General features: G+C 67.6%; 3 protein-coding genes. All 3 read left to right on the top strand.

Annotated elements, in window-relative coordinates; genetic code table 11:
* On the top strand, positions 1-1,329 hold a 1,329-nt coding region (locus G3N61_RS38325; protein WP_205825038.1), incomplete at its 5' end, for a chemotaxis protein CheW.
* A gap of 51 nt (positions 1,330-1,380) precedes the next feature.
* Entirely contained in the window at positions 1,381-1,896 is a 516-nt protein-coding gene (gene cheW / locus G3N61_RS38320) for a chemotaxis protein CheW (RefSeq protein ID WP_043185043.1), read from the top strand.
* 37 nt (positions 1,897-1,933) lie between these two features.
* Positions 1,934-3,535, top strand: a complete 1,602-nt coding sequence (locus G3N61_RS38315; protein WP_241018118.1) for a methyl-accepting chemotaxis protein — start codon at positions 1,934-1,936, stop codon at positions 3,533-3,535.
* The last annotated feature ends 81 nt before the right edge of the window (positions 3,536-3,616 follow it).

Genomic DNA, 3,616 nt, shown 5'->3' with positions numbered 1-3,616 from the left:
CTTCCGATCTCCGCCGCGCAAGCGCATCAGCCGTCCCAGCACGCGCACGCCGACCACGCACCGCAGGCCGCCGCGCATCACGACGACAAGCGCGCACGCCCGGCCGCCGCGGCCGCAGCGGGCGCCGAAGGCAGCTCGATCCGCGTCGGCGTCGAGAAGGTCGACCAGCTGATCAACCTGGTCGGCGAGCTCGTGATCACGCAGGCGATGCTCGCGGAAACCGCGAGCGCGTTCGATCCGGCGCTGCACGACCGCCTGTTCAACGGAATGGCGCAGCTCGAGCGCAACGCGCGCGACCTGCAGGAAGCCGTGATGTCGATCCGCATGATGCCGATGGACTACGTGTTCAGCCGCTTCCCGCGGCTGGTGCGCGACCTCGCCGGCAAGCTCGGCAAGCAGGTCGAGCTGGTGACGTTCGGCCAGGCGACCGAGCTCGACAAGAGCCTGATCGAACGGATCATCGATCCGCTGACCCACCTCGTGCGCAACAGCCTCGACCACGGGATCGAGACCGTCGACAAGCGGGTCGCCGCCGGCAAGGACGCGGTCGGCCAGCTGGTGCTGTCGGCCGCGCATCACGGCGGCAACATCGTGATCGAGGTGAGCGACGACGGCGCGGGCCTGAACCGCGAGCGGATCCTCGCGAAAGCCGCGAAACAGGGCATGCAGGTGTCCGACACCATCAGCGACGACGAAGTCTGGCAGCTGATCTTCGCGCCGGGCTTCTCGACCGCCGAGACGGTGACCGACGTGTCGGGCCGCGGCGTCGGGATGGACGTCGTGAAGCGCAACATCCAGTCGATGGGCGGCCACGTCGAGATCTCGTCGCTGGCCGGCCGCGGCACGACCACGCGGATCGTGCTGCCGCTCACGCTGGCGATCCTCGACGGGATGTCGGTGAAGGTCGGCAACGAGATCTTCATCCTGCCGCTGAACTTCGTGATGGAGTCGCTGCAACCGTCGAACGACGACATCTACACGGTCGGCAACGGCGAGCGCGTGGTGCGCGTGCGCGGCGAATACCTGCCGCTCGTTGCGCTGCACGAGGTGTTCTCGGTCGAGGACGCGCGCACCGACCCGACGCAAGGGATCGTCACGATCATGGAAACCGAGGGGCGCCGCTTCGCGATGCTGATCGACGAGCTGGTCGGCCAGCAGCAGGTGGTCGTGAAGAACCTCGAAACCAACTACCGCAAGGTGCACGGCATCTCGGCGGCGACCATCCTCGGCGACGGCAGCGTCGCGCTGATCGTCGACGTCGCGGCGCTGAACCGCGAAACCCGTGCGACGCACGGCGCCCGTGCCGGCGCCGAGCTCGCGATGTTCTGATGTCTCTCGCCATTCAACCGATTGGGGGCAAACGTGGCTGCTGAAGTCCAAATGATCAATCCGGCCGCGGCGAACGCGGCAACGAGCCGCCGCGACGCGGAGCAAGGCGACGCGACGGGCCAGGAATTCCTCGTGTTCACGCTCGGCGACGAGGAATACGGGATCGACATCCTGAAAGTGCAGGAAATCCGCGGCTACGACAGCGTCACGCGCATCGCGAACGCGCCGGAATTCATCAAGGGCGTGATCAACCTGCGCGGGATCATCGTGCCGATCGTCGACATGCGGATCAAGTTCCATCTCGGCCGCGTCGAGTACGACCACCAGACCGTCGTGATCATCCTGAACGTCGCGCATCGCGTGGTCGGGATGGTGGTGGACGGCGTGTCGGACGTGCTGACGCTGCAGACCGACCAGATCATGCCGGCGCCGGAGTTCGGCGCGACGCTGACGACCGAGTACCTGACGGGCCTCGGCACGGTCGACGGCCGGATGCTGATCCTGATGGACATCGAGAAGCTGATGTCGAGCCGTGAAATGGCGCTGATCGAGACGCTCGGCGGGTAAGCGCGTCGCGCGCGCAGGAATTTCGGGAGAATCTGCAATGTTGCATAACTGGTCGATCCGCACGACGCTCACGGCGGTCGGACTCATCCTCGCGGTGCTGGCCGCAGCCGTTGGCGGGCTCGGCCTGGTCGCGCTGAATCACGCGAGCCGCTCGCTCGACGAGATCGCGCACGTCGACCTGCCGGCACTCCATACGCTCGACGACACGTCGTCGTACCTGCTGCGCGCGCGCGTGTCGCTCGACCGCTTCCGTTCGCTGACGGAAGGCGGCAACACGGCCGAAGCGGCCAAGGTGCTCGATCGCGCGCAGGAGCTGTATGCGAAGTCGAACCAGAACTGGCAGGCGTTCCAGTCGACGCCGAAGCTCGGCATCGAGCAGGCGCTCGTCGACGACCTGACCACCCGCTACACGACGATCGTGAAGGAAGGCGTCGAGCCCGAGTTCGCGGCCGCGCGCGCGGGCGACATGGCCGCGTACCACGCGGTCGCCGATACCAAGATCAGCCCGATGTTCGTCGCGTACGACCAGGCTGCGTCGGCCGTGATCGCGTCGCTGCAGAAGCGCGCGGAAGATCGCCAGGCCACGACGCAATCGCAGATCTCGCTGATGATCGGGCTGATCGCGGCCGGCATCGCGATCGCGTTCGTCGTCGTGGTCGCGATTCGTTTCGCGCTGCGCGGGCTGATCGTGAAGCCGCTCGAGGACGCGATCGCGCACTTCGAGCGCATCGCCGGCGGCGACCTCACGCAGCCGGTGAACGTGTTCAGCACGAACGAGATCGGCCGCCTGTTCGGCGGCATCAAGCGGATGCAGGACGCCGTCACGACGATGGTGCAGGCCGTGCATCGCGGCACCGAATCGATCGACGTCGGCGCGCGCGAGATCGCGACCGGCAACATCGACCTGTCGCAGCGTACCGAGGAGCAGGCCGCGTCGCTGCAGGAAACCGCGTCGAGCATGGAGCAGCTGACGGGCACCGTGCGCCAGAACGCGGAGAACGCGCGCCAGGCCAGCCAGCTCGCGGTCAACGCGTCGGACATCGCGACGCAGGGCGGCGACGTGGTCGGCCAGGTCGTGGCGACGATGCAGGACATCGCGGGGAGCTCGGGCAAGGTCGTCGACATCATCGGCACGATCGAAGGCATCGCGTTCCAGACCAACATCCTCGCGCTGAACGCGGCGGTCGAAGCCGCCCGCGCGGGCGAACAGGGCCGCGGCTTCGCGGTGGTCGCGGGCGAGGTGCGCTCGCTCGCGCAGCGCAGCGCGAGCGCCGCGAAGGAAATCAAGCAGCTGATCGGCGATTCGGTCGAGAAGGTCGAAAGCGGGTCGGCGCTCGTGTCGCGCGCCGGCTCGACGATGGACGAGATCGTGCAGGCCGTGCGCCGCGTGACCGACATCATGGGCGAGATCAGCGCCGCGTCGGACGAGCAGTCGACCGGCATCGAGCAGGTCAACCGCGCGGTCGGCCAGATGGATTCGGTCACGCAGCAGAACGCGGCGCTCGTCGAGCAGGCCGCGGCCGCGGCTGCGTCGCTCGAGGAGCAGACGCGCCAGATGAAGGCGATCGTGTCGGGCTGGCACGTGGCGGGCGGCATCGAGAGTGTGCCGTCGCTCGCCTTGACGATCTGTCCGCCGTAGTAGTTCTGATGATCGGCGTTCGCAGTCGTCGGAACGAAGTATGCGCCGCTCGCTCCCGGGAAGCCAATCGACGCCACACCG

This window comes from Burkholderia sp. Ac-20349 (genome assembly GCF_017104865.1).
Taxonomy (GTDB): Bacteria; Pseudomonadota; Gammaproteobacteria; order Burkholderiales; family Burkholderiaceae; genus Burkholderia; species Burkholderia aenigmatica.
This window is presented reverse-complemented; position numbering and strand designations above follow the sequence as displayed.

What these genes read in the sequence shown, in the direction of transcription:
- cheW (WP_043185043.1), top strand. Translation starts at nt 1,381, where the DNA reads ATGATCAATCCGGCCGCGGCGAACGCGGCAACGAGCCGCCGCGACGCG.
- G3N61_RS38315 (WP_241018118.1), top strand. Translation starts at nt 1,934, where the DNA reads ATGTTGCATAACTGGTCGATCCGCACGACGCTCACGGCGGTCGGACTC.